Below are 22,015 nucleotides of genomic sequence, written 5' to 3' on the forward strand. Positions count from 1 at the left end.
TTTATCACCTTTTCGTTCGTTTTAGTATCTACATTAAGTATAGAAGAGGTAAAGAATCTGACAAATCGTTTTAGCTTACAATAACCTTACAGTTTTGTAAGGTATGAATATGTAAATGTAAGGTAGAGGTTGTCCTAGTGTAAGCAAATGAATTGACTCGTCGTTTCTTTCTTACAATAATATTGTATGGAGGAAAGGAGGAAGGAAGATGGAAGCTTATTTTAGCGCGCATCCATTAAAACCGTTTATTCCCTATTCAAGGCAACATGCCATTATATTATTTATTATGTTGGTGGGGATATTTTTCCTATATCAATACCAAGATGTATTACGTCAAAATGAGTGGAATATAACGGTTCGATATGCGATTGCATTTCTATTTATAGGGAGTGAAATTGGACTGCATATGTGGGAGTGGAAAGCAGGGATTTTTGAGCTAGCCACTTCATTACCATTCGAGTTATGTACGATTAGTTTGTTGTTAGCATCGATTATGATTGTAACGAAAAGTTACCGTATATATGAGATTGTATTTTTTACGGGAATTATTGGTGCATCACAAGCCATTTTAACACCAAATTTGCAATATGCTTTTCCGCATTTTCGTTTCATTGAATATTTTAGCGCGCATGTATTGCTCATTTGGGCACCACTCTTTATGACTTGGGTGGAAGGCTATAGACCGACCTTGCAATCTATTAAGCGTACGATGATATTTTTAAACATATTAATTCCGCTTGTTTCGTTTGTAAATTACAAAACAGGCGGTAATTATATGTTTTTAGCTCATAAGCCAGAGACTGCTTCATTACTCGATATGTTAGGACCGCATCCTTACTATATTATTTCATTAGAGCTTGCAGCGCTTATTGGATGTTTCATTTTATATATGCCGTTTGCGAAAAGAGAAGGGCATACGCATAAAGAATCACTAGGATCATAGCCTAGTGATTTTTCGTCTTTAAAATATTTACAATTCAGAAAATTAAGAATAGAATTAAGGGGTAAATTATATATAGAGAGAAGGGAAAACGTGGTCAAAAAAGTTTTTCTAAATGGAATGGAAGTGACGATTCAATTTCTTATTTCGATTTTGGGGATTATTATGTTAGGGGCTCTGCCGAAATTGTTTTATGGATTTAAGCTGGATGTATCAAAGTACATACAGAGTTTAAAAGAAGTGTTTGTGAACTTAATGGATATTTCCAATTTGCAATATGTGAGAGGTAAATTTTTATTTCCGCAGCTGTTCGTCCATTATAAAGAAACGATTATTATTTTTTTAGCTGCTTTTTTTATTTCATTATTTGTAGCATTTTGTATTGTTTATGTAATTATGAGTAGTTCACCGCGTATACAACATCGAATTAAATCATTTCTCATCTTCCTAGAATCCATTCCAGATATCCTTCTTATTTTAGTATCACAAATTTTAGTTGTATGGTTTTTTAAACAAACAGGTTTTTTACCTTTTCAAATTGCTTCAATTGGAGGCGAGTCGATTAGGGGGTTGCCGATACTTTGTTTGAGCATCCCGACTACGATTATGTTTGTAAAAATGGTCGTGCTTCGTTTTGAAAATGAACTAGAAAAAGATTATGTACTATTTGCTAAGGCGAAAGGGCTGGGGCGCTTTCATATTTTAAATCGTCATATTTTACGAAATGTGTTGCTTAGTACATTATTCTTTGCGAAAACGAACATCTTTTTTATGTTATCTAATTTATATATTATAGAATGGATTTTTAATACGGGTGGTATTTTTATGTTTTTGAAATCGTATTTCGGTATTAGAGTTGAGGTTTTCATCGTTAGTGTGCTTCTTATATATATTCCGATTTTTATTTTATTTAAATTGTTTCATTATCTCATTCCGGCTGCGATGAAGGAGAGATTATAATATGTGGACGTATATAAAACGTGATAAAAGATTTTGGATAAGCATTGGGTTTCTTCTCTTATTAGTTCTTTTGAGCATCGGAAATACGTTATGGAATGATGGACATATTAGACAAGTCACATTGCAATATGATGCGGATGAAAATCCACAAGTGCCACCGTTTCCACCTTCATTACAATTTTTACTCGGGACAGACCGGAAAGGGTATGACCTGTTACATTTAGTCATTGAGGGCGCGAAGTGGACGATTGGTATATCTATTTTAATTGTGGCACTTAGAATGGTAATAGGTGTGTTTTTCGGTGTCGTACTCGGAACGTATATAAAAAGAGGATTTTCAAAAATTGAGGCTTTCTTTGATAGTTTTACAGTTATTCCGACAGTTATGATTGCGTATTTTTTTCTTCAATCTGCAAATGCATTTGGAAGCGGAGAGGAGACAACAACCTTTTTTGAAAGGGCTTCGTTTCAAGTGGTATTACTTGTACTGCTTGTAATGCCAGTTATTGCACTGTATGTTGCGAAGGAAGTTCGTAAATTGCGAACGGAAGAATTTGTTGATGCCGCGCGCATATTAGGTGGATCGAGAAGACATATTGTTATAAAACATATTTTTCCGCATCTCTATATGCCATTTATACTCGTATTTCTTCAGCAGTTTACGCAGACTCTTACTATTTTACTGCACTTAGGATTACTTGAAGTGTTCTTTGGTGGGACTGTTACGTTTGGTGGACCTATAAAAGAGGTGGAATCTTATACGCATGAATGGTCAGGTTTAATTGGAGTATACTTTAGATCATTAACAGTGCATCCATGGATTCCTCTCGTCCCAATTACATTTTTCGGGCTTACTATTTTTTCAGGAAATATGATTGTAAAAAGTATAGAAGAGGCGATGTTGAAGGTAAGGTTAGGAGGAGAGCTAAAGAAGGATGTTGTAGAAGAGGAACAATCTGTTGTGCAGTCGAAAGAAGAGTTATTTACTTTTAAGCATACGATGTGAAAATAAAGAAAAGAAGCAAGCATGTATTTCATGCTTGCTTCTTTTCTTTATTTTGTAGAAACTTCGCCTTCAGCTTCTGTTTGCGGAATAAAGTATCCAATTATACCACCGATGATTGCTGGAACGATCCAGCCGATTCCTAAGTTATAAAAAGGAATCGTGTGTACGATATTAGCGATAAAACTTGGTATCATTCCCACATTATCAAGTGCATGAATACAGCTAATAATAAATGCTGCGATCATCGCTCCGATGTAGACAGAAGGTTTACGTTTCGTATATTTATCGATAAATGATACGAAAATTAAAATGATTGTAATTGGGTACAAAATAATTAATACAGGTAGTGTGATTTTAATTAATAAGCTTAATCCTAAGTTTGAAATAACGAAGCTAAAGATACAAACGTATAGTACAAGCTTTTTGTATGAAACATTTGTTAGCACTGTTGTGAAGTAATTTGCAAATGCACTTACAACACCAATTGCCGTTGTTAAACAAGCGAAGATAATGGCGATACTTAATAAAATATTACCGCTTGTCCCAAAGAATTGATACATAACAGTTGCTAATAGTTGACCACCGTTCTCGAATTGTCCCAAGTTTCCGTTTGAAGCTCCGATATAACCGAGTAAGAAGTAAACAATTGTTAAGAATAGAGCAGCGATGCTTCCGCAAATGATTGTATATTTTGCGATAGATTTCTTCTCTTGTATACCGTTTTGACGAATTGCATTTACAACAATTGTTGATAGAACGAGAGCGCCAATTGCATCTAACGTTAAAAATCCTTCAAGAAATCCTTTGAAAAACGGGATGTCTTTATAGTCACCGATAGGCTCTGCAAACGTTCCTGGTGAAAGAATCGCTTTTGTTGCCATAATTGCAATAATTACAAGTAAAATTGGTGTTAATATTTTACCGATATGATCTACTAGCTTGGATGGATTTAATGATAAGAAGTAAACGACTGTAAAGAAAATCGCACTAAAAACTAACATAGAATACCATTGATCTGGGAAAAGTGGTACAATCCCAATTTCATAAGATACAGATCCAGTTCGTGGAATAACAAATAGTGGGCCGATTGAAAGATAAATAATGATAGCGAATACTGCTGCGAATTTTGGATGAACACGGCTCGCTAAAGTGTTAAAACTACCACCAGCAAGGGCAACAGCAACGATAGCAAGTAAAGATAAACCGACGTCTGTAATAATAAATCCTGTAATGGAAACCCACATATTTTCTCCGGAAGAAAGACCAAGAAGGGGTGGGAAAATCATATTACCAGCACCGAAGAAAACTGCGAATAGTAATAAACTAATCGAAAGTATTTGCGCTGGTTTCAAAGTTGTACGCATATAAAGAAAATCCTCCTAATGAGTATTTTTGTCGAAAATTCAAATAATTTGTCGAGTAACTGTTATTATTTTAAAGGTCTGATGACTAGAAAGCAATAGGGAATTTTGAAAAAATTAAAAAATAATGCATTAAATCGAATAAATATACTATTTGTATGTTTAATAGGAAGGATTTAACTTTTAACGTGAAAAAAACACATATCGCTAGGATACGTGTATTAAAAATATATTTTTCTATCGCGTTCTTCTTTTAAAATTTCAACGGCTTCTCGGAAGCGTTGGGAATGGACAATTTCTCGTTCGCGTAAAAAGCGTAAGCTGTCATTTATGTCGGGATCGTCAGATTGGTTGATAAGCCACTGATATGTGGCACGCGCTTTTTCTTCAGCTGCAATATCTTCGTATAGGTCGGCAATTGGATCACCTTTAGCTTGTATATAGGTTGCAGTAAATGGAACACCAGCTGCGTTATGGTAATGAAGTGCGCTGTCATGATCGACGTAATGAGGGTCGAGACCAGCTGCCTTCATCTGTTCAGGAGTCGCATCTTTTGTCAGCTTATAAACCATCGTAGCAATCATTTCAAGATGCGCAAATTCTTCTGTACCAATATCGGTAAGGAGGCCAATGACTTTATCAGGAATGGTATAACGCTGGTTTAAGTAACGTAGTGCAGCAGCTAATTCTCCATCTGCACCACCGTATTGCTCAATTAATAATTTGGCAAGTGCTGGATTACAAGTTCCTACTTTAACAGGGTATTGTAATTTTTTTTCATAAATCCACATAGTTTCTCTCCTTTATATTTGCCATGGCCAAGGACCTTTACTCCATTCCCAAGGGGCATTAGAATAGCTATTTCCATACTGTTGAAGCGGTCCATATTTTTCTTCCATCTGTTGTTTTAATACTCTTCGTTTATAGGAAAAATCATTAAATTGGTTAATAGCTGCTGTATCGTCTGGGTGGGTGTCTAAGTAAAGAGTTAGTTCAACTAATACAAAGTCTAATTCTTGGAGATTCTCTAAAAGTCGATAATACTCTTCTGGTAGTGGTTGATTCACGTCAGTAGTCACCGCCCTTTTTTATAAGGATTTTCGTAATAATCATAAAAAACAGGCCATAAAGTTCCTTTTTGTAGTGCTTCTTTCGGTGAGAATTGTGGTAAATTTGGCGGTTGAAAACCTAAATATAAATTAGGAGGGGTAGAGTAATATTTTTTCCCAATAGGAGGGCAAGGATCTTGAGGGCTATGATATGGCACATATGATTTCATGTATTTATCCATTAATAAACCTCCCTATATCTTCATCACTACGTATTGTATTCAGACATAATGAGCATTTATGACACATATAAAAAAGTAATAAGTACAGGGGGAATGAATGTGGAGAATGTAAAGAATTTAATCGTGTTAGAAGTAAAGAACTTAAAGGAAACTCTGTATTTTTACGAAGGGATTTTAGGAATAACACCTAGTTCATTGAGGCCGCAATTAGATGTTACAGGGGTTTGGTATGATATCGATTCAACGAGAATTAGTTTTGTTATGAATCGCATGTTAGGAGGAAGAGAAAAGAGTGTTACGAATTTATGCGAGGTTATAACATTTTCAATTTCTAACATAGAGAAGTTAAAAAAGAAACTAGCGTTTTATGAAATTTTATATATAGAAAACAAAAGTGAGAAGAGTATTGTAGTACAAGACCCAGATGGATATAAACTTCAAGTGATAGAGAAGGATGAATAAACGGAGGGGATTTAGTGGAGAGAAGTTATGAAGAAAGTGCGTTGTTTGAGCATCAATTTTGGCTAAAGGTACTTACTGATCATGCACAATTTTTACTGGATGCATTAGCTCTGAAGGAAAAAGAGGATATAAAGAAAGCTACTTACTTTGTTGAAACATTTACGAATCTGTTAAATAAAGTTCGCAATGCGAATCTGATGGTATTCTCCAAAGAGGCAGAACAAGCCGCTAAGGAGATTCGGGCGTTTAAATTAGATACTATACAGAAACAGCTGGAAGGGAAAATTACTATTCATTTTACGCCAACTTTTATTAATCATATGGTAAACGAAGTGGAAGAGTATATAACGGTTTTAGAGTTTTTGAAGAAAGGGGAAGTTCCGCCTGTTTTTCATGAATTACATTATCATCTCGTTTGGTTAACAGATGCGGCTGGTCATGCAGGTTCTATTTCTGGTGGGCTAGATCTTGTTGAAAAAAGATTGAAAGAGAAAAGCGAAGAATTTACGAAGCATTTTGAACAATTTTACTTAAAGGCAGTTGAGATGACTGGATATTTACGAACGGAGCTTCATCATTTTCCAGCATTAAAGAAGTTTACGAAAGATGTTTCACTTGAATTGAAATTATTTTCGCATTTTTTACATGAAGTGGAAGAGCTCGAGTTATCGAATGAAGTATTAAGTGTATTATCAGCTAGAATGGTAGATCATATGGCAAGAGAGGAATGTTACTACTTATTAAAACTAGCTCAATCGTCTGGACTTGAAATGCCAAAATGTAATCCGCTTTAAAGAAAAAGAGGCCAATTTTATTTGGCCTCTTTGTCTGTTTTATTGTCTCTTTTTATTTTTGCTTGTTCAATGCTTGCCTGTAATGTCTCCATAATATTAATGATGTTCGGAGCTGGAGAGAGTGTTTCAGTTTTTTCCTGTTGTTCAATTTTATTCTCGATTAATTCGGTAAGGGCTTCTTTATATTCATCTGTATACATTTCTTGTTCAAAAGGATTTGTAAGATGGTGGATTAAATTAATTGCTGCGGTGAGTTCTTGTTTTTGTATAGGATAATTTTCGTTACTTGGTAAGTTGGGTGTATTTGTTATTTCGCGAATTTCATTAGGGTAGTGGATGGTTTGTAACATTAGTCCATCTTCAAAGTTACGGATAATAGCTAAATGTTGTTTTTTTCTAATAGAAATATGAATAAGCCCAAGTTTATTTGTACGTTCAAGAGCTTCTTTTAATAATAAATAGGATTTTTCATGTCCTGGGGTAGGACCTATAAAATAAGAACGGTCATAAAGAACAGAATCGATTTCGTTATTTTGGACAAAAGATATAATCCGAATGGATCGTGGTTCGTGAGCTTTTTGCAACTCAGCTAATTCTTTTTCATCCATAATAATGTATTTATGAGGTGCATATTCATAGGCTTTTACAATATCTGTATCATCAATTTCTTCATCCGTACAATCAGGAGCAAATTTTTTATATTTAATAGGTGTTAAGCATTCTTTATGGAGACTTAAAAATTTTATATCGTTTTCTTCTACGGCACTGTATAGTTTAATTCCTATATTTAATAGTCCAAGTGAAAGTGCACCTTTCCAGACGGTATGCAAATGAAACATCTCCTTTCGTTCAAAAATGGTTATGTATATTATGAGATAGTAAGAAATTTCCTATACGTTTTTTGTTTTTTACGGAAGGGATTGGGATATAAAATATATTGACAAGCTCTCTGAAATATTTTAATGTGATTGTATAAAATTGTGTATAAAGGGGAGTAACTTATTACAGTAAAGTCGTCATTACAGGGAGAAACCCTCGGCTTTATTGGCAACGTTTCGTTGTTAGTGAGACCTTTACCAGCAATGGTAAAGGCCCCTTATTGTCTTTTTGAGGACCCTTACCATATTTGGTAGGGTCCTTTTCGTATACAAAGAGAGGAGAAATAAAAATGAAAAAACTTATTAGTAGATTAAGAGTTGTATTTCATGTTCGCCGATTTGTTCCATTCCTATTTGACTTTTTCACTTCAAAAGAGGTTTCAATAAAGAAGAAAATTTTATCTATCGCTTTTTTAGTTGGTTATGTAGCGATGCCGCTTGATTTAATTCCAGACTTTTTACCGTTTATCGGTATTTTAGATGATATTGGAATTGTGTTATTTATTTTGAACCGAATTGTAAAAATGGCGCCAGTTCAATTACAAGAAAAGCATAACGTAAACGTAGGATAGGAGTTAAAAATATGGAGCAAATGATTTTAGATATAATCGAGTTTTTAAAGCAGTTTTCTTATTTTGGAGTTGTGTTAGCATTAACGTTTGAATTTATTCCAGCAGAAGTAGTTTTGCCCATGGTTGGGTATTGGGTGTACGAGGGAGATATGAATTTTTGGCTCGCTGTATTAGCTGGAACACTGGGCGGAACGACAGGACCTTTAACGTTATATGCCCTCGGTTATTACGGCGGTCGTCCTCTATTAATAAAATACGGGAAATACTTCTTTATTAAAGAAGAACAAATTCAAAAAGCGGATGATTTCTTTGAGAAATATGGACCGGTTGTAGCATTTGTTGGACGCTTTGTGCCAGGGGTTCGAACGCTTATTTCTGTCCCATGTGGTATGGCGAAAATGAATATATGGAAATTTAGCATATATACATTTATAGCAATGTTTCCGTTAACGACTTTGTATGTTTATTTTGGAATGAAATTAGGTCCGCATTGGGAGAAGGCAGCGGATGTTGTTGGGCAATATATGCTACCAATATTAGGAGGCGTTATTCTTATCGTTGCTAGTATCTTTGTCTATAAATATATGAAGAAAAGAAATAAAACGGAATCTATTTAGTCATTTGAATATTTTTTGAAAATAGATGAATAGTACAGGCAAAAGACTCTGAGGGACATACACATATAGGGAATATAAAAGAGAGAGGGGAAACAACTATGTCTTGTGAGTGCTCAGGGTCAGCATTAACTTGTTGTCCAGATAAAAATTATGTGCAAGATAAAGTGTGTAGTCCGTGGTCTGCTACTGTAGTTGCAACAGCAATTGATAATGTTCTCTATACAAATAATATTAATCAAAATGTAGTTGGTACTGGTTTTGTTAAATATGATGTTGGACCAGGCCCAATTACTGTAGAGGCGCTTGATTCTGCTGGTACTGTAATAGATACACAAACATTAAATCCAGGAACGAGTATCGGGTTTACGTATCGTCGTTTTGATATTATACAAGTTGTGTTACCTGCAACACCTGCTGGAACGTATCAGGGAGAATTTTGTATTACAACACGTTATCCACTTTCATAGCAGAATAGGAGAGGATCGAAATGGGAATGAGAAGTTCCAGTTTGTCTTGTTGTTCTAATAAAACACTTGTGCAAGATCAAGTATGTACAGACTGGTCTATTACAGGTGCTGGTACTCAAATTGTATATACAAATAATATCACGCAAGAAGTATATGGTTCAGGTTACGTGAAGTATGATGTAGGTGCCAACCCGATTACAGTTGATTTTTTAGTAGGTGCAACAGTAGTTGATACAATTACTGTACAACCACAAAGTAGTGGTACTTTCACTGTCCGATATTTTACTACTGTCCGAATTACTACGACAGGAACGACTGTTAATCAAGGAGAGTTTTGTATTACAGTACGTTATCCAATCTCATAAAAAGCATACCGTGAACGGTATGCTTTTTATATTAAGGAAATAATGAAATTGGTATTCTATAAGCAACATGTAAATTCGCAACAGTACTTGCCTTCTAAATATAGTGAAAGATTACTTGTTATATTGATAATATTGATCGACTGTAGGTCTTTTCCTGTGTACGATATTGTATTACCAGGAAACACAGTGAAAATATTGGTTACTGTTCCAATGATTTGAATTGTAATTGCTTCGGTGCTGCTAGTACTATTGTAAACCGAGACAGTACCTGATATAAGTAGTATCCCATCACTTTGCCATAGTATCATTGATTGTGATGCATCTTTGGCAGAGGGGATGGTGTTATTAGTTATGAGGAAATTCCCTGCAAATTCATTTTTTACTCGCTCGCAATTTGGATTTGGAGGAGGGGACGGTGGACAAGGGTCTGGACAAATAATAGATAAAGGAGCGAAACAGCCAATATTTTTTTTATTCTTCAATACAACCCCTCCTTTTAAGTTGTCTTTTACTACTATTAAATGTAAAAGTATGGCCGATGTGTTAAAAAAAGAAGGAAATATTAAAAATTAAGATTGTCTAATAGGCTTAAACCTTAACTTATCATTAGTGTTATAGAAAAGATTATATGTGAATAGTCATAGGAAAAGAATGATCAGACTCTTTTAGACAAAAGGTGGTTGTATACAATAGTACAAGTAATGTTGGACTTAATTTCTAATTAACTGTATATTTACAAAAATCTAATAAAGTTCATTTGTTATTTAAACGACATTAACATGTATTAGATAAAATAGCCCTTGTAATGAATCAATTATTATGAGGAGGATTCACGTGGACAGAAATGCTTTAAGAAAAGTAAAAGGCCTTATTGGATTATTAATGGTTTTTGTATTAGCATTTGTATCATTTCCGTGGAGTACATCAGTCAAAGCGGAAGAGAAAAAGCAAGAAAAGGCACCAAGTGAGAAGAAAATAGTTTTCCCCGTTGTAAGTGATGTTCATATTAAAAATAGTGGAACAGATGATATGTTTCGCTGGAAAAGAGCGATTGAACAGTTCAATACGCTTGCACCAAAGCAAGATGCTTTTGTTATTGTAGGAGATTTTACTGATTCAGGGTCTGTGCAGCAATATGATCGTTTCATGCAAGTGTATAATGACAATGCAAATAAAGATGCGGTACGAATGAATTCTCTAGGTAACCATGATTATTGGAACGGTTTATCCGTAGAGGGAGCGCAGAAGCGTTTCTTAGAAAAAACAGGTATGGAATCAATTTATTATCATAAAGTGGTGAAAGGGTATCACTTCCTTGTTATGTCGCCAGAAAATGGGACAACACATGGATATTATTCAGATAAACAAATTAATTGGTTAAAAGAAGAGATGGCAAAGGCACAAAAAGATGACCCAGAAAAACCGATTTTCGTATTTTTACATCAACATATTAAAGATACAGTGTACGGTAGCCAAGAATGGGGAACGAAGGATAGTGCAAAAATTAATGCAGTATTAAAAGAATACCCACAAGTCATTACGTTTTCAGGTCATTCACATTATCCATTAGATGATCCAAGGTCGATTCATCAAAAAGACTTTACATCTGTTGGTACGTCTTCTGTAAGCTATATGGAGGTAGAGGGCGGTAAAGTGCAAGGGAATATTCCTTTAGAATCGCGTGCATTAAGCCAAGGTTTATTAGTAGAAGTAGACGATAAAGAAGTAACGATTAATCGTCGTGATTTCCATACAAATTCTTGGACAGGTGAGCCTTGGAAAATTAAATTACCAGCAAAGAAAGAAACTTTTACACATGTAGAAGATCGTGATAAAGAAAAACCATCTTTTTCGACAGATGCGAAGTTATCAGTATCAAATGTAACAGAAAATGCAGCAACAGTAACATTCCCACAAGCATTGGACAACCTTCTCGTTCATTCGTATCGCGTACAAGCGAAGGATAAACAAACGGGAGAGATTAAAAACAAGTTATTAGCATTCTCAGAGTTTTATCGTGATCCAGTACCAAAAGATCTTACGTTTACGCTTGCTGGGTTAGAGGGTGGGAAAACATATACACTTGAAGTAGTTGCGATTGATTCATTTGGCAATGAAACCGCGCAGCCGTTAACAGCAGAAATTACTACAAAAAAAGATAATATTGACCCGAATGTGAAAGTACCAAAAGCGGATGTTTTTGATGTAAACTTTGCAGATGGTACATTTAAAGACAATTCACCATTTGGTACAAAAGGTGAATTGAAGGGTAATGTGACTATTGAATATGATAAAGCATTGAAAAAGAATGCTATGAAGTTAAACGGAAAAGCAAATACATTTGGATATCTTCCATTTTCAGCAGCACAAAAAGAGAAAATAGCAAATACGTTTACGTTAGAAACTGTGTTTTCAATGAATGAAATTCGCGGGCAAGGTATTTTGCAAAATACAGAGAGCGGCGGAATTGGTTTTGAGTCTACAGGAAGTGGATATGTTGAATTATGGGCTCACATTGGCGGTAGCTACAAACGTGTTGGCGCTCAATTGGAAGCGAACAAAACGTATCATTTAACAGGAACATATAATGGAAGCGAAGTGGCAATTTACGTAGATGGTAAAAAAGTAAATAGTCAGTCAGCTCAAGGAAAAGTTTATAACCCGAACGTACCATTTGCATTTGGAGCGGATCCTGATAGTAACGGAAATGGTGGTATTCCGTTAAATGGACAAATCGCGCTTGCGAAATTATATAGTAAAGCGTTAAGTTCTTCAGAAGTATTAGCAGCGTACAATGAGTTTTCTAACCGTACGAAGTTAGAGCAAGTAAATGCGCTATTTGAAGAGCTTGGAAAAGTAAAAGAAGTGTTAGCTGGTACGTATGAGTTTGGTGACAAGCCAGGTCAATATTCAAAAGAAGCATTTCAAGAATTAGAGAAAAGCTTTAACATAGCAAAGCAAGCATTTGAAAATGTAGGGAGTACGGGAGAGCAAATCGTTCAAACGTATAACGAATTAAAAACAGCTAATGTAACATTTGTACAATCTAAAGTAGTAGAACAACCGAAAACACCGAAAGAAAAATTACAAATTAATATTGAATCTGCAAAAGCAGTAGTGAAAAAAGCGCAAGCTGCAAATGTAACGGACGGTTCAATGAAATCATTGAGCCAAAAAATTACAGTGGCAGAATCTGTGTTAAAAGATGCGAAAGTAAAAGATACACAAGTAGAAACGATGAATCGTACGATGGAATATGCGATTTCACTCGTTGAAAAAAGTATGAACAAATAAGAGAGAAGAAAAGAAGCTTATCATGATAGGCTTCTTTTTTGTTATACTAAAAGTAGCATAGAAAGAAGGAGCGAATAATTTGGAACAGAAAAAGCTAAAAAGAATTCTTGAATATGTATGGATCGCGGTTGTGCTCCTTGTAGGATATTATTTATTAAAAGATAAAAGTATTTGGGTTTTATTCTTAATGACGTTTTTATTAGCAGGATTAGGAACGTTATTTATTAACTTCTTCTTTGATAGTTTGAATGCCTGGAAGAAGAAAAAGAAGGGGACGAAGTAAAGGAGGGAATATATGCAAAAGTGGAAGCTCATATATCAGGTGATTATTTTCTTAGTGCTTGTGGGTATTGGAATGGTCAAATATTCGACACCAATAGGAAATTGGGCATGGTTTACAGCTTGCATCGGCATATTTTTCATTTTACAATCGTTAACGAAAAAATATAATAGTACAGAAAGATAGCTCGCCGTTTTATCGGCGAGCTATTTTGTTATGCTTTTTTCTGTTCATCATCTGTTTTTTCGTTAGCTAAATGACTATGTTTCCTAGAGTAGAAGAAATAGAAGCATAAGCCGACTATAAGCCAAACTGCAAAGCTAATCCATGTTGTTTTAGACAAATTGATCATTAAATATAAGCAGCAAAGAATCGCGACAACTGGTAGTACAGGTACGAAAGGTGTACGGAATCCACGTTTTAAGTCAGGATGTGTTTTTCGTAAAATAAGTACAGCGCAGCAAACGAATGTAAAGGCTGTTAATGTACCGATATTTACTAAATTCGCTAGCAAATGTAAGTCTAAAAGGCCTGCTAATAAAGCGGCAATGACGCCAGTAATCCATGTATTTAATAAAGGGATTTTTACTCTTTTATTTACACGTGCTAACGCTTTTGGAAGTAGACCGTCACGGCTCATCGCATATGAAACGCGAACTTGTCCATACATCACGACTAGGAGGACGGTCGTCATTCCAGTCATCGCTCCAACAGCGAGTAGTCCTGCAATTGCATCTTCACCAACGAAGTGCAATGCAAATGCAACTGGATCAGAAACGTCTAATTGTGTATAAGGAACCATACCTGTTAAAACGAAAGATACAATCATATATAAAATAGTACAAATAAGAAGGGAACCAATAATACCAATTGGTAAATCACGCTGTGGTTTTTTCGTTTCTTCCGCAGCGGTTGCGATTGCATCAAAACCTAAAAAGGCGAAAAACACAGTGGCAGCGCCAGTAATAATACCGTCGTATCCGAATGGAATGAACGGTGTCCAGTTTTCAGGTTTTACATATTTTGCGCCTGCTACGATAAAAGCGATAATAACGGCTAACTTGATAAGAACCATAATATTATTAATGCGTGCGCTTTCGCGTATACCAAAACTTAAAAGGGCAGTAATGATGAGTAAAATACAAACAGCTGGTAAATCGATGAGACCACCTTTTCCTACGCCGGGGGCTGAGGCGATTATGGCGGGCAGGTGTATATTGAACCCTTGTAGTAAAGATTGCAAATAACCAGACCAACCGACAGCTACTGCTGCAACGGCAAGTAAATATTCGAGCATTAAACACCATCCGACGATGAAGGCGACAACTTCTCCGACTGTCATGTATGCGTAAGTATACACACTTCCTGAGACAGGAATAGAAGAAGCAAATTCAGCATAACAAAAGGCTACACAAGCACAAGTAAATGCAGCAATAAGGAATGATAGCATAATACCAGGACCAGAATGTTTTGCTGCAACAATACCTGTTAATACAAAGATCCCTGTCCCAATTACGGCGCCGATTCCTAAAAATGTTAAATCGAGTGCAGTTAATGTTCTATCTAGCTGCTTTGGTGATTCAGTACTAAGCGCTTTTTTTCGTAATAATGACTTCACTTTGGACTCTCCCCCCATTTTTTTATTTCCATAACTGCGACTATAGTATGAGCCCATTAAAAAAGAGTAAGTAAGGAAGTGGAGGTGCAGTTATGGTATGTAGTTTTTTTTAAAATTGCTGGATTAATCTTAATATAATTCAGAATATTTTGTCAAATAAAAATATGACAAATAAAATGCGGATCAATAGGGGAAACTACTTGCAGAAATGGACGGGGGTTAATAATCTACTTGGATGGAGAACCCCACTGATTAAAGTTAAAGTAGGAGCAGATGCTATGTTATTTTATTTTGAACTTGTCGTCATTTTACTTTGTACGAAATTAGCTGGTGACATTAGTGTGAGACTTGGTCAGCCTTCTGTACTTGGTAAGTTAATTGTCGGTATTATTATCGGTCCGGCTGTACTTGGTATTATTAATAGTTCTGAACTGATCGATGAACTGAGTGAGATTGGTGTTTTGTTACTTATGTTTATGGCGGGACTTGAAACAGATTTAGAAGAGTTAAATCGGAATTTGAAATCGTCGTTTGCAGTAGCGGCCGGTGGAATTATTTTTCCTTTCATCGGTGGTTATGTAACAGGATTGCTGTTTGGATTAATACAGTCCCATGCCATTTTTTTAGGGTTATTACTTTGCGCAACATCGGTTAGTATTACGGTCCAGACGCTACGTGATCTAGGAAAAATGAATACGAGAGAAAGTACAACAATTTTAGGTGCTGCCGTATTTGATGATGTCATTGTCGTTATTTTATTGGCATTTGTAATGAGTTTTTTAGGAACACAAGATGTGAATATAACACTTGTCATTGTAAAGAAAATTATTTTCTTTGTAAGTATTGTTTTTATTGCTTGGAAAGTCGTTCCTTGGATTATGAAAATGCTTGTACCGCTTCGTGTAACAGAAGCGTTAATTAGCGCGGCTCTTATTATTTGTTTCTCTTTTTCTTATTACAGTGAAATGATGGGAATTGCAGGTATTATTGGAGCGTTTGCAGCGGGAATTGCTATTTCTCAAACAGAGTATAAGCATGAAGTGGAACATAAAATTGAACCGATTGCTTATGCAATATTTGTTCCAGTATTCTTCGTAAGTATCGGAATGGAAATTACATTTCAAGGTATTGGAAGCCAGCTTTGGTTCATTATTATTATGACTCTCATTGCGATTTTCACAAAGTTAATCGGATCAGGTTTAGGAGCAAGGCTGACAGGATTTAATCTCCAATCTTCTATTAGTATTGGCGCGGGGATGGTATCACGTGGTGAAGTAGCGCTTATCATCGCTGCAAATGGACTTACGGCGAATTTATTAGCGAAAGAAAATTTCACAGCGATTGTTATTGTTGTTATATTGACGACGATTATTACACCGCCACTTTTGAAGAAATATTTTGTATAGAGAGGAAGGGCTTATCTGATGTAGGTAAGCTCTTTTTTTATTCCCAAAAGCAATGATCATATAGCATGAAGGGTTTGTAATTATGGTAAAATCTATGTATGTGATATGACAAGGAGAGGGAAGTGTGAAGATTACGAAGGAGAAGGTTATTGGTGTAATCGTACTTATTGCAGTATGTATACCATTTACTGCATGGAAAGAATCAAAAGTGAAAGATTTTCCGGTTTCTATTTTTTCGGAAGAAGCAGATGGTGAGTACGGTCAGAAGCTGAAATATACTGCTTTTTTACCTGATGTTGCGATTTGGATGAACGGTTGGGAAAAGAAGTGGACAGAAGGGGAAAGAACTGTTTATCAAAAAGGGAATCGCATTGTAAATGTGTTTCATCCTCCTGGCGATGATGGTTATTACCTTCTTGAAGCAAGAGAAAATAAGTGAACGCAACCGTAAGAAGTGGAGGTTAAATAGTGAAAGCTTCAACATTACTATTTAAAATTGAAAGTAATATGGATCAATTTTCACCAGCTGAGAAGAAGGTTGCCATGTACATAATGGAGAATGCAGAGATTGTACCGAATTTAACGACGAAAGAAGTGTCAACGAATGCAGGCGCAAGTGAAGCGAGTGTCGTTCGCTTTTGTAAATCGATTGGAATCGGAAGTTTTAAAGCATTTAAGATAGCACTCGTTCGTGAATTAACGATTGCTGATTATAATATTAACGATTTTTCAGTGATGAATACAGAAGATGGACCGTATGATTTATTTAATAAAGTTACTTATGTGAATAAAGCTGCAATTGAGGCGAGCGTGACGGCGATAGATAAAAAAGAACTTGAAAAAGCTGCAGATCGTATTGTAAATGCCGATAAAATTATCTTTTATGGAGTAGGCGGATCAGCTACTCCGGCGATGGACGGAGCTTATAAATTTACAAGGCTCGGATTTACAGCGATGATGCTATCTGATTTTCATATGATGTTGCCGCTTGTGACGAATTTAAAAGAAGGCGATATATTTGTTGCGATTTCAACATCTGGTCGAACGAAAGATGTGCTTGAAATGGCGCAGTATGCAAAGAGACAAGGTGCAACTGTTATTGGAATTACGAAACTAGATCAATCATCACCGTTATATAAAGAAGCGGATATTCGCCTTTGTATGCCAGATGTAGAACAAGATCATCGTATTGCGAGTATTGCTTCGAGAATGACGCAATTGAATATGATCGATGCTTTATATGTGATTACTTTCAATCGAATTGGTAATAAAGTATTGAATCAATTTATGGAGACACGAGAAGAAGCGTTGCGGTTACGGAAGTTAAAGTAGAAGAAAAGATGAGGAGACTCATCTTTTTTTATCCCCCTATTTGCCGGGCAGTAAGACCCTCACTTCAAAATTCAGCGGAAGCAAAGAAAGTTAGGTGGGGATCAACTGCCCGTAAATGCCCGATTGGTGCGGGCTAATAATCAGTGGGGATGAACAAAACCCACACTGATTAAAGTTTCACTTTATTATCTTTGACAAAAATATGTCATGTCGTGAAATTTTATTTCATAAAATAAGAAAGAGTAATTGATTTTTAGTTTCTTAAAGTTATAATAAAAGTGTGAAATATAATTTCAAAGAGGGTGGCAATATGTTAGAAAATTTATCGACAGAACATCGTAATGAGAAAACAATGAATTTGGATGAGATGAGCATAAAAGAAGTGTTGCAAAGTATGAATGAAGAAGATCGAACTGTTGCGTTAGCAGTTGAAAAAGAGATAGAACAAATTGAAAAGGTTGTACAGACTGTTATTAAATCTTTTGAAGAAGAGGGACGTTTAATTTACATTGGTGCTGGTACGAGTGGTCGTTTAGGTATTCTAGATGCAGTGGAATGTCCGCCGACATTTGGCACGGATGATAAAATGGTGCAAGGATTTATAGCAGGTGGATTGAAAGCGTTTACTAAAGCGGTGGAAGGTGCCGAAGATCGCGAAGAGTTAGCAGAAGAAGATTTAAAAAGTATTGGATTAAATGAGAAAGATACAGTGATTGGAATTGCTGCAAGTGGCAGAACTCCTTACGTAATTGGCGGCTTGAAATACGCACAGAGTGTAGGAGCGAGTACAGCGAGTATTTCTTGTAATAAAAATGCTGAAATAAGTAAATATGCAAAGTTAAATGTGGAAGTAGAGACAGGTGCAGAAATATTAACAGGATCAACGCGTTTAAAAGCTGGTACAGCACAAAAATTAGTGTTGAATATGATTTCAACAGCTTCGATGATTGGTGTAGGAAAAGTATATAAAAACTTAATGGTAGATGTTCAATCCACAAATGAAAAGTTAGTAGAACGGTCAAAACGAATTATTGTGGAAGCAACAGGCGCTAGTTATGAAGTAGCGGCAGAGTATTATGAAAAGGCAGAACGTAACGTAAAAGCTGCCATTGTTATGGTGTTGTTGCAGTGTGAATATGGGGAAGCACTGGAGAAACTAAAATACGCTAAAGGGTTTGTGAAGAAAGCACTATAAAATAATAGGGAGGGGGATTCTATTATGAAGAAAGAAGAGAGAATGGCCAAGGAAATTTCGGAGCAACTTGGAGGAATAAAAAATATTCGTAGTATTGCTCATTGTATGACGAGACTACGATTAACGCTTCATGATGAAAGTAAAGTAAATATGGACCTTTTAAAAAAAGTTGAAGGCGTTATGGGTGTTATAGAAGATGAGACGCTTCAAGTTGTCGTTGGTCCAGGAACAGTAAATAAAGTAGCAGCTGAAATGGAAGGCTTAACAGGACTACGAATTGGTGAGGTAGCAGATCATCACCTTGAAGATATTGGGCAAGAGATGAAATCAGAGATTAAGAAGAAAAATAATACACCGGTGAAAAACTTTTTACGAAAAATAGGAAGTATTTTCATTCCGTTAATTCCAGGACTTGTTGCGTCAGGAATTATAAACGGGGTTGCTAACTTTGCGAAAAACGCTGGTGCTGATCCAAATGCAACGTGGTTACAAATGTTACTACTCATTGGCGGCGGTATCTTTACATTCTTAGGAATTTTAGTCGGTTGGAATACAGCGAAAGAGTTCGGCGGGACACCGGTTCTTGGGGCAATTGCTGGCATTTTAATTTTCAACCCAGCGATGGCAAACGTAAAATTGTTTGGTGAAGCATTAGTGCCCGGACGTGGCGGATTGTTCGCAGTTATTTTTGCAGCATGGCTTATGGTTGTAGTGGAAAGACAAGTTCGAAAAGCAGTGCCGAATGCAATTGATATTATCGTGACACCACTCATTACTGTATTAGTTGTAAGTATCGTAACGATGTTAGCCATTCAGCCATTAGCAGGTTTCTTATCAGATGGTATTACGAGCGGAATTAATGCTATTTTAAATATTGGCGGAGCATTTGCTGGCGCAGTACTTGCGGGAACATTTTTACCTCTCGTTATGGTCGGATTGCATCACGGTTTAACACCAATTCATATGGAATTTATTAATCAAACACACGTAACACCTTTATTACCAGTACTCGCAATGGCTGGTGCTGGCCAAGTAGGCGCAGCAATTGCGATTTATGTGAAAACAAAAAACAAACGACTTCGAAATGTAATTAAAGGTGGATTGCCAGTTGGCTTTTTAGGAATTGGTGAGCCGTTATTATACGGGGTTACATTACCACTTGGGAAACCGTTTATTACTGCTTGTTTAGGAGCGGCTGTCGGTGGTGCTTTCCAAGCAGTTATGCAAACGGCTTCACTTGGAATTGGCGTATCAGGGCTATCTTTAATTCCGTTAATTGCTGACAATAAATATTTACTATATTTCTTAGGTTTAGTAATTGCATATACTTTCGGATTTATCTTTACGTACTTCTTCGGATTTAAAGAAGAAATGGCAGAAAACGTATAGAGAAAGGGATTCCTTTCTCTTTTTCTATTAATAGAAAGGGAGATTTATATGATCGGAGTTTCCATTTATCTTTCAAAAGAACGAGTAGAGAAACAAGAAGAGTGGCTAAAAGTAGCGAAGGAAAATGGGTTTACATCTATTTTTACATCACTGCACATTCCAGAAGATGATCCAAATACGTATAAAGAGTTAATTCAAATATTAGGGAAAAAAGCTCTTGCACATGAAATGGAGCTAATGGTTGATGTTTCTCCAAAATCGTTACACCATTTAGGGCTAACATATGAAAATGTGGAAGAGTTATTGAACTGGGGCATTACCGGTTTAAGAATGGACTATGGCATCACGCCAAAAGAAATCGCCCGCGTATCTCACAAGATGAAAGTAGCTTTAAATGCGAGTACGATTACAAAGTCATTTTGGAAAGAGTTACTTGCAGAACATATAAGAGTAGAGAATGTAGAAGCGTGGCATAATTTTTACCCACGTCCAGAGACGGGACTAGCAAAGTCCTTCTTACAAAAACAAAATCAATATTTACAGAAGTGCGGAATAAAGACGATGGCATTTATTCCAGGAGATGCGGAAAAACGTGGTCCGTTATATGAGGGGTTACCAACGTTAGAAAAACATCGCAATATGCGCCCGCTTGAAGCGTACTTAGAACTTGTACAAGATTGTGGTGTTGATAAAGTATTGATTGGAGATATAAGCGCAAGTTTAGAAAGTATGCAAGAAGTAGCTAGTGCAAGTAGAGGGATTATTCCATTGCGTTACAAATCATTTATAACTGATAAAGAAGTATTAAAAGTGGTAGAGCAAGTGCATACAAATAGACTAGATCCGTCTCGTGATGCTATTCGATCTGTAGAATCAAGGGAAGGAAATAGAGTGATGTTACAGCCGATGCATACAATTGTAAGAAAGAAAGGTAGCATTACAATTGATAATGAATTGTACGGTAGATATGCAGGAGAGATGCAAGTTGCCACACATGATTTACCTGTAGATGAGAAAGTGAATGTTGTTGGAATGGTTGTAGAAGAGGATATTTCTTTATTGCCGTATGTTGGCGCTGGAAAAATGTTTCAACTTTTTTGTGCGATAGAGTAAAAGCTTGAATTAGCGCTATTTTGTAAGAAAACATTATCCGTAAAAGGGATAATGTTTTTTGTTTTCTTTAAAAAAGTATTTGACGAATGAATTGAAATACCGTATTGTTTTGACTTGTAAATAAAAGTTCACTATAACAAAACGAAAAGGAGAGTTCAAAATGAACCAATATATTGGGAATTTAATTATTCGTATCGTGTTAGGAGTAACGTTCTTTGCGCACGGTTTAGCGAAGTTTCAATCAGGTATCGATAACGTAGCAGGATGGTTTACAAGCATCGGCTTACCAGGTGGCCTTGCATACGGCGTAGCAACAGTTGAATTAGTTGGTGGTATATTATTAATTATCGGTTTAGGTGTACGATATGTAGGATTGTTATTCGCTCTTATTTTAGCTGGAGCTATCGTAAAGGTAAATGGAGCAGCAGGTTTATTAGGAGATGGAAAGAATCCAGGATATGAATTAGATCTTGCATTATTATCAATGGGTGCGTATTTATTCGTAGTAAAAGCAGAAGGATATGTAGATCGTTTCTTAAAAGAGAAAGTAATGAAAACGAAGTAAATTTTATTTATAAATGTTGACTTGAAGAAATATTGTAACTATAATGATTACAACTAATGAATTACGAATGAAACAATTTAAATATTTTTTTACACAAGATGTAACTACAT

General features: G+C 35.8%; 27 protein-coding genes. 20 read left to right on the forward strand and 7 right to left on the reverse strand.

Features of this window, described 5'->3' with window-relative positions; all coding sequences use genetic code 11:
* Positions 1-208 precede the first annotated feature (208 nt).
* The 3 genes from AXW78_RS04035 to AXW78_RS04045 all read left to right on the forward strand — a co-directional run bounded on the left by AXW78_RS04035 (position 209) and on the right by AXW78_RS04045 (position 2,906).
* A complete protein-coding gene (locus tag AXW78_RS04035) occupies positions 209-943 on the forward strand; it encodes a YwaF family protein (protein WP_000388684.1) in 735 nt (244 codons plus the stop codon).
* Between the two features lie 90 nt (positions 944-1,033).
* Positions 1,034-1,900, forward strand: coding sequence for an ABC transporter permease subunit (locus AXW78_RS04040; protein ID WP_000239699.1), 867 nt, complete (start codon positions 1,034-1,036; stop codon positions 1,898-1,900).
* Position 1,901: 1 nt separating this feature from the next.
* Positions 1,902-2,906: an ABC transporter permease gene (locus AXW78_RS04045; RefSeq protein ID WP_061883802.1), complete on the forward strand. Its 1,005-nt coding sequence runs from the start codon at positions 1,902-1,904 to the stop codon at positions 2,904-2,906.
* A gap of 47 nt (positions 2,907-2,953) precedes the next feature.
* Here AXW78_RS04045 and brnQ2 read toward each other — a convergent pair whose 3' ends face one another.
* The 4 genes from brnQ2 to AXW78_RS04065 form a co-directional block, all read right to left on the reverse strand.
* Positions 2,954-4,270 carry a branched-chain amino acid transport system II carrier protein BrnQ2 gene (gene brnQ2 / locus AXW78_RS04050; protein ID WP_001260940.1) on the reverse strand — a complete coding sequence of 439 codons (1,317 nt, stop codon included), beginning with the start codon at positions 4,268-4,270 and terminating at the stop codon, positions 2,954-2,956.
* Between the two features lie 218 nt (positions 4,271-4,488).
* The gene (gene cotJC / locus AXW78_RS04055; RefSeq protein ID WP_000265278.1) at positions 4,489-5,058 is read right to left on the reverse strand and encodes a spore coat protein CotJC; all 570 of its coding nucleotides are present in this window, start codon (positions 5,056-5,058) and stop codon (positions 4,489-4,491) included.
* Between the two features lie 12 nt (positions 5,059-5,070).
* Positions 5,071-5,334, reverse strand: a complete 264-nt coding sequence (cotJB, locus tag AXW78_RS04060) for a spore coat protein CotJB (RefSeq protein ID WP_001075543.1) — start codon at positions 5,332-5,334, stop codon at positions 5,071-5,073.
* Positions 5,335-5,342: 8 nt separating this feature from the next.
* Positions 5,343-5,558: a spore coat associated protein CotJA gene (locus tag AXW78_RS04065; RefSeq protein WP_000362188.1), complete on the reverse strand. Its 216-nt coding sequence runs from the start codon at positions 5,556-5,558 to the stop codon at positions 5,343-5,345.
* Between the two features lie 48 nt (positions 5,559-5,606).
* Here AXW78_RS04065 and AXW78_RS04070 point away from each other — a divergent pair, with 48 nt between their 5' ends.
* Positions 5,607-6,020, forward strand: a complete 414-nt coding sequence (locus AXW78_RS04070; protein WP_116777658.1) for a VOC family protein — start codon at positions 5,607-5,609, stop codon at positions 6,018-6,020.
* Positions 6,021-6,034: 14 nt separating this feature from the next.
* Complete coding sequence (locus AXW78_RS04075; protein ID WP_061883803.1) at positions 6,035-6,814, forward strand: DUF2935 domain-containing protein; 780 nt, start codon at positions 6,035-6,037, stop codon at positions 6,812-6,814.
* A gap of 17 nt (positions 6,815-6,831) precedes the next feature.
* Here the strand turns inward: AXW78_RS04075 and AXW78_RS04080 are convergent, their stop codons facing one another.
* Complete coding sequence (locus AXW78_RS04080; RefSeq protein ID WP_061883804.1) at positions 6,832-7,644, reverse strand: non-homologous end joining protein Ku; 813 nt, start codon at positions 7,642-7,644, stop codon at positions 6,832-6,834.
* A 338-nt stretch (positions 7,645-7,982) separates the two neighbouring features.
* On the opposite strand from AXW78_RS04080, the gene AXW78_RS04085 reads away from it, so the two are divergent.
* The 4 genes from AXW78_RS04085 to AXW78_RS04100 all read left to right on the forward strand — a co-directional run bounded on the left by AXW78_RS04085 (position 7,983) and on the right by AXW78_RS04100 (position 9,713).
* Positions 7,983-8,264: a YkvA family protein gene (locus AXW78_RS04085; RefSeq protein WP_000733844.1), complete on the forward strand. Its 282-nt coding sequence runs from the start codon at positions 7,983-7,985 to the stop codon at positions 8,262-8,264.
* Positions 8,265-8,275: 11 nt separating this feature from the next.
* On the forward strand, positions 8,276-8,881 hold the full coding sequence (locus AXW78_RS04090) for a DedA family protein (RefSeq protein ID WP_000437063.1): 606 nt from the start codon (positions 8,276-8,278) through the stop codon (positions 8,879-8,881).
* Between the two features lie 98 nt (positions 8,882-8,979).
* Positions 8,980-9,348 carry a DUF3992 domain-containing protein gene (locus AXW78_RS04095; RefSeq protein ID WP_001277541.1) on the forward strand — a complete coding sequence of 123 codons (369 nt, stop codon included), beginning with the start codon at positions 8,980-8,982 and terminating at the stop codon, positions 9,346-9,348.
* A 20-nt stretch (positions 9,349-9,368) separates the two neighbouring features.
* Positions 9,369-9,713: a DUF3992 domain-containing protein gene (locus AXW78_RS04100; protein WP_000525819.1), complete on the forward strand. Its 345-nt coding sequence runs from the start codon at positions 9,369-9,371 to the stop codon at positions 9,711-9,713.
* 56 nt (positions 9,714-9,769) lie between these two features.
* Here the strand turns inward: AXW78_RS04100 and AXW78_RS31550 are convergent, their stop codons facing one another.
* On the reverse strand, positions 9,770-10,153 hold the full coding sequence (locus AXW78_RS31550) for an S-Ena type endospore appendage (protein WP_231122449.1): 384 nt from the start codon (positions 10,151-10,153) through the stop codon (positions 9,770-9,772).
* Between AXW78_RS31550 and AXW78_RS34755 the strand changes: the two genes are divergently transcribed.
* The 4 genes from AXW78_RS34755 (at position 10,038) to AXW78_RS34225 (ending at position 13,473) form a co-directional block, all read left to right on the forward strand.
* Positions 10,038-10,286, forward strand: a complete 249-nt coding sequence (locus AXW78_RS34755; RefSeq protein WP_003300113.1) for a hypothetical protein — start codon at positions 10,038-10,040, stop codon at positions 10,284-10,286. The genes AXW78_RS31550 and AXW78_RS34755 overlap by 116 nt on opposite strands.
* Before the next feature lie 261 nt (positions 10,287-10,547).
* Positions 10,548-13,007, forward strand: coding sequence for a LamG-like jellyroll fold domain-containing protein (locus AXW78_RS04110; protein ID WP_000375662.1), 2,460 nt, complete (start codon positions 10,548-10,550; stop codon positions 13,005-13,007).
* Between the two features lie 79 nt (positions 13,008-13,086).
* Positions 13,087-13,290 carry a hypothetical protein gene (locus tag AXW78_RS04115; protein WP_000435800.1) on the forward strand — a complete coding sequence of 68 codons (204 nt, stop codon included), beginning with the start codon at positions 13,087-13,089 and terminating at the stop codon, positions 13,288-13,290.
* A 12-nt stretch (positions 13,291-13,302) separates the two neighbouring features.
* Positions 13,303-13,473: a hypothetical protein gene (locus tag AXW78_RS34225; protein WP_001174854.1), complete on the forward strand. Its 171-nt coding sequence runs from the start codon at positions 13,303-13,305 to the stop codon at positions 13,471-13,473.
* A gap of 28 nt (positions 13,474-13,501) precedes the next feature.
* Here AXW78_RS34225 and AXW78_RS04120 read toward each other — a convergent pair whose 3' ends face one another.
* Positions 13,502-14,905, reverse strand: coding sequence for a branched-chain amino acid transporter BcaP (locus AXW78_RS04120; RefSeq protein WP_000838709.1), 1,404 nt, complete (start codon positions 14,903-14,905; stop codon positions 13,502-13,504).
* Between the two features lie 200 nt (positions 14,906-15,105).
* On the opposite strand from AXW78_RS04120, the gene AXW78_RS04125 reads away from it, so the two are divergent.
* The 7 genes from AXW78_RS04125 to AXW78_RS04155 all read left to right on the forward strand — a co-directional run bounded on the left by AXW78_RS04125 (position 15,106) and on the right by AXW78_RS04155 (position 21,905).
* Positions 15,106-16,311 (forward strand): cation:proton antiporter, encoded by a 1,206-nt coding sequence (locus AXW78_RS04125; protein WP_001174890.1) that lies wholly within the window; start codon positions 15,106-15,108, stop codon positions 16,309-16,311.
* 124 nt (positions 16,312-16,435) lie between these two features.
* Positions 16,436-16,750: a hypothetical protein gene (locus AXW78_RS04130; RefSeq protein ID WP_000704958.1), complete on the forward strand. Its 315-nt coding sequence runs from the start codon at positions 16,436-16,438 to the stop codon at positions 16,748-16,750.
* 29 nt (positions 16,751-16,779) lie between these two features.
* Positions 16,780-17,643, forward strand: a complete 864-nt coding sequence (locus AXW78_RS04135) for a MurR/RpiR family transcriptional regulator (protein WP_000648164.1) — start codon at positions 16,780-16,782, stop codon at positions 17,641-17,643.
* Positions 17,644-17,953: 310 nt separating this feature from the next.
* Entirely contained in the window at positions 17,954-18,838 is an 885-nt protein-coding gene (gene murQ / locus AXW78_RS04140; RefSeq protein ID WP_000892345.1) for an N-acetylmuramic acid 6-phosphate etherase, read from the forward strand.
* Positions 18,839-18,862: 24 nt separating this feature from the next.
* On the forward strand, positions 18,863-20,227 hold the full coding sequence (locus AXW78_RS04145) for a PTS transporter subunit EIIC (RefSeq protein WP_000711292.1): 1,365 nt from the start codon (positions 18,863-18,865) through the stop codon (positions 20,225-20,227).
* A 48-nt stretch (positions 20,228-20,275) separates the two neighbouring features.
* Positions 20,276-21,340, forward strand: a complete 1,065-nt coding sequence (locus tag AXW78_RS04150) for a DUF871 domain-containing protein (protein ID WP_000580620.1) — start codon at positions 20,276-20,278, stop codon at positions 21,338-21,340.
* A 160-nt stretch (positions 21,341-21,500) separates the two neighbouring features.
* Entirely contained in the window at positions 21,501-21,905 is a 405-nt protein-coding gene (locus tag AXW78_RS04155) for a DoxX family protein (protein WP_001077751.1), read from the forward strand.
* The last annotated feature ends 110 nt before the right edge of the window (positions 21,906-22,015 follow it).

It is taken from the genome of Bacillus thuringiensis (genome assembly GCF_001595725.1).
Lineage (GTDB): Bacteria > Bacillota > Bacilli > Bacillales > Bacillaceae_G > Bacillus_A > Bacillus_A thuringiensis_K.